The following is a 3,209-nucleotide window of genomic DNA, read 5'->3' on the forward strand; positions in this document are numbered from 1 at the left end:
GTGCCGCCACAGGGTACGGCCGCAGAGGACGAGCACGGCGCACAGGGCGGGGATCGCCGCCTTCCCGGCGACCTCGTCGTACGGGACCGCCTCCCGCACCTCAGGGTCCGACCAGCCGTCCGGCAGCGGGTTTCCGGGCAGCTGGGCGGTGCCGACCACCATCAGCAGCCCCAGGCAGACCGCGCTGCAGGCCGCCATCACCGCGGCGACCGCGGTCAGCAGCCGCGTCGCGGTCCGCGGGTGCAGCCGCTGCTCGGCCAGGCGCGCCACCGGCCACGCCGTCAGCGGCAGCACCAGCGGCAGGAAGACGAACACCCCCATCAGGTCAGTCGTCCCCTTCGCTCCCCGGCCGGCCGAGGAGTTCGCGCAGCAGGCGCTCGTCGTCCGGTCCGAGACCGGTGACGAAGCTGGCCAGGACGGCCTCCCGGTCGTTCTCCGCGTCCAGCACCCGGCGCATCTTCCGGGCGGCCAGGCCGGCGTGGTCCGAGGCCGGGGTCCAGGCGAACGACCGGCCCGCACGTTCCCGGGTGACCGCCCCCTTGGCCAGCAGCCTGGTCAGGATGGTGACCACGGTGGTGTAGGCGAGGCCGCCGCCCAGGCGCTCCTGCACCCAGCCGGCCGTCGCCGGGCCGTCCGCCTCCTGCAAGGCGGACAGGACCAGGGCCTCCAGCTCGCCCTGCCCCCGCCGACGGGATCCCCGCTGCTCCGCCACGCCCTGTCTCCCTTCCGCCACCGCCCGGTTCCCGGGCCGACATCGTATAGACCCCCGCCGGACCTCCGGCCGCGCCGCGAGACCTCGCCGCCCGGCGGACACCTCTCGACCGATGTTCTACATGCATGTAGATTCGGCTCGTTCCCCAGGGCGCACCCGCCCGGGGCCACGACGGGCCCGACGGGGACCGGAAGGAGCGCGTACGACATGGGCGTCATCGCATGGCTGGTGCTGGGCCTGCTGGCCGGGGCCATCGCCAAGGCCGTCCTGCCGGGACGTGACCCGGGCGGCTGCCTGGGCACGACCGCCATCGGCATCGCCGGGGCCTTCCTGGGCGGCTGGCTCTCCGCCGAACTCTTCGACCGTCCCGTGCAGCGCGCGTTCTTCGACCTCGCGACCTGGGGGTCGGCGATCGCGGGCGCCCTGGTGCTGCTGATCGCCTACCGGCTGCTGTTCGGCCGCACCCGGGGCTGACCCGGCGCCTCGGGCGCCTTCGCCCCTCCCCTCCACCGGCCCGCCCGGGCACTCCCAAGGAGCACTGACACCATGCTCGGTCTCAGCGAACTGGCCATCATCCTCATCGTCGTGATCGCCTTCCTCTGCGCCAGGAAACTTCCCGAACTGGCGCGCTCGGCGGGCAAGTCGGCACGCATCCTCAAGGCCGAGGCCCGTGCCATGAAGGAGGAGGAGCAGCAGCGGCAGGCGCATGCACCGGCTCCCGCACCGGCACCGGCTTCGGCGGAAGCGCGGGCGGAAGCGCAGGCGCAGGCGGAACCGCACGCCACGGGGACGGAACCGTCCCCCCGGATCATCCAGGGTGAGGTGCTTCCGTCGGCCTCCGGCCACGCCGCGGAACCGGAGGGCGCGCCGCGGCAGACCCCCGCGCCGGCCCCGCGGCCCGGGCAGGCCCCGCCGTCCGCTCCGTGACGGCCGTGACGTAGGTCATAGGCCGCGGGATGTCACAGGGAGCCCCGCCGTCTCGTCCAGGGAACGGAACCACCCACCGACGAGCACGGAGGAGCACACGATGGACGCGCGACTGGACTTCCTCGGCAACCCGAGCGCCGGCAAGGTCCTCAAGCACTTCATGGCGGCGGGCAGGCAGCTCAAGGACTCGCCTCTGCCGGCCGCGCTGCAGGAGCTGGTCGCCCTGCGGGTGAGCCAGATCAACGGGTGCGCGGTCTGCGTCGACATGCACACCAAGGAGGCCGCTGCCGCCGGAGAGTCGGCGGTGCGGCTCGCCCTGGTCGCGGTGTGGCGCGAGGCGACCGTCTACACCGGCGCCGAGCGGGCGGCGCTGGAGCTGGCGGAGCAGGCGACGCGGGTCGCCGACGCGGGAGAGGGCGTCAGCGACGAGGTGTGGGCGCGGGCCGCCGAACACTTCGACGAGGACCAGCTGGCCGCCCTGGTGCTGGAGGTCTCGTTCATGAACGCGGCCAACCGGCTGAACATCGTCACCCGGCAGCCGGCCGGGGACTACCAGGCCGGCCAGTTCCACTGAGCCGCGTCCGTCGCGACGAGGGGAGCCGGACGTGAACGTCACCGGGGAGACCGGCGGGGCCGACGGCAGGGTCGCGGAGTTCGAGGAGCTCAGGCCGCTGCTGTTCTCGATCGCCTACCGGATCCTGGGCAGCGTCGGCGAGGCGGAGGACGCGGTGCAGGAGGCGTGGCTGCGCTTCGACGCCTCGTCGACCCGGCCGGACTCGGTCAGGGCGTTCCTGTCGGCCACCGTCACCCGGATCTCCATCGACGTCCTGCGCTCCGCGCGGGTACGGCGGGAGCGGTACGTCGGGCCCTGGCTGCCGGAACCCCTGCTGAACGACCCGTACCAGGATCCGGCCCGTGCCGCCGAGCTGGCCGACTCGGTGTCGATGGCGGCATTGCTGCTGCTGGAACGGCTCAGTCCGCTGGAGCGGTCGGTGTTCGTGCTGCGTGAGGTGTTCGCCTTCGGGTTCGGCGAGATCGCCTCGGCGGTGGGGCGCTCCGAGGCGGCGTGCCGGCAGCTCCTGGTGCGGGCACGGCGGCACATGGAGGAGGGGCGGCCCCGGTTCGAGGCCGACCGGCGGGAACGGCAGGAGCTGGCGGAGCGGTTCTTCGGGGCGCTGTCCCGGGGCGACGTCGCCGGGCTGCGGCAGCTGCTCGCCGCGGACGTGCGGATGGTCGGCGACAGCGGCGGGAAGGCGCCGCAGCTGGCCAAGGCGGTGGTCGGCGCGGAGAAGGCGGCCCGGCTGCTCGCCGCCGTGTACCCGCTCATGGCGCGGGTCGACATCACCTTCCAGCGGCACGAGGTCAACGGGCAGCCGGGGGCGGTCTTCCGCGACCGGGACGGCAGGGTCCTGCACGCCCTGGTCCTCGACGTGCTCGACGGGCAGATCCAGACCGTCCGCGCGGTCATCAACCCCGACAAGCTCGGCCACCTCGGGCCGGTCGCCGACGCGTGGGCCCTCGACCGGGAGGTGAAGCGGATCCGCCGGGCAGGCCCCTGAGACCGGTCCCG

The 3,209-nt window shown here is 74.0% G+C and carries 5 protein-coding genes and 1 pseudogene; 4 read left to right on the forward strand and 2 right to left on the reverse strand.

Annotated features, from left to right (window positions below; translation table 11 throughout):
• Both HW445_RS23945 and HW445_RS23950 read right to left on the reverse strand, forming a co-directional pair.
• A pseudogene (locus tag HW445_RS23945) lies at positions 1-321 on the reverse strand (M56 family peptidase); the annotation flags it as partial.
• Positions 322-325: 4 nt separating this feature from the next.
• Complete coding sequence (locus HW445_RS23950; protein WP_151773424.1) at positions 326-712, reverse strand: BlaI/MecI/CopY family transcriptional regulator; 387 nt, start codon at positions 710-712, stop codon at positions 326-328.
• Between the two features lie 207 nt (positions 713-919).
• Here HW445_RS23950 and HW445_RS23955 point away from each other — a divergent pair, with 207 nt between their 5' ends.
• The 4 genes from HW445_RS23955 to HW445_RS23970 all read left to right on the forward strand — a co-directional run bounded on the left by HW445_RS23955 (position 920) and on the right by HW445_RS23970 (position 3,198).
• Entirely contained in the window at positions 920-1,186 is a 267-nt protein-coding gene (locus HW445_RS23955) for a GlsB/YeaQ/YmgE family stress response membrane protein (protein WP_180223017.1), read from the forward strand.
• A 72-nt stretch (positions 1,187-1,258) separates the two neighbouring features.
• Positions 1,259-1,639: a twin-arginine translocase TatA/TatE family subunit gene (locus HW445_RS34455; protein ID WP_180223018.1), complete on the forward strand. Its 381-nt coding sequence runs from the start codon at positions 1,259-1,261 to the stop codon at positions 1,637-1,639.
• Positions 1,640-1,739: 100 nt separating this feature from the next.
• Positions 1,740-2,213, forward strand: a complete 474-nt coding sequence (locus tag HW445_RS23965; RefSeq protein WP_180223019.1) for a carboxymuconolactone decarboxylase family protein — start codon at positions 1,740-1,742, stop codon at positions 2,211-2,213.
• Between the two features lie 31 nt (positions 2,214-2,244).
• On the forward strand, positions 2,245-3,198 hold the full coding sequence (locus tag HW445_RS23970; protein ID WP_180223020.1) for an RNA polymerase sigma-70 factor: 954 nt from the start codon (positions 2,245-2,247) through the stop codon (positions 3,196-3,198).
• Positions 3,199-3,209: the final 11 nt, after the last annotated feature.

Origin of the sequence: Streptomyces sp. UH6 (assembly GCF_013421635.1) — a bacterium.
In the GTDB taxonomy this organism is placed as follows: Bacteria; Actinomycetota; Actinomycetes; order Streptomycetales; family Streptomycetaceae; genus Streptomyces; species Streptomyces abyssomicinicus.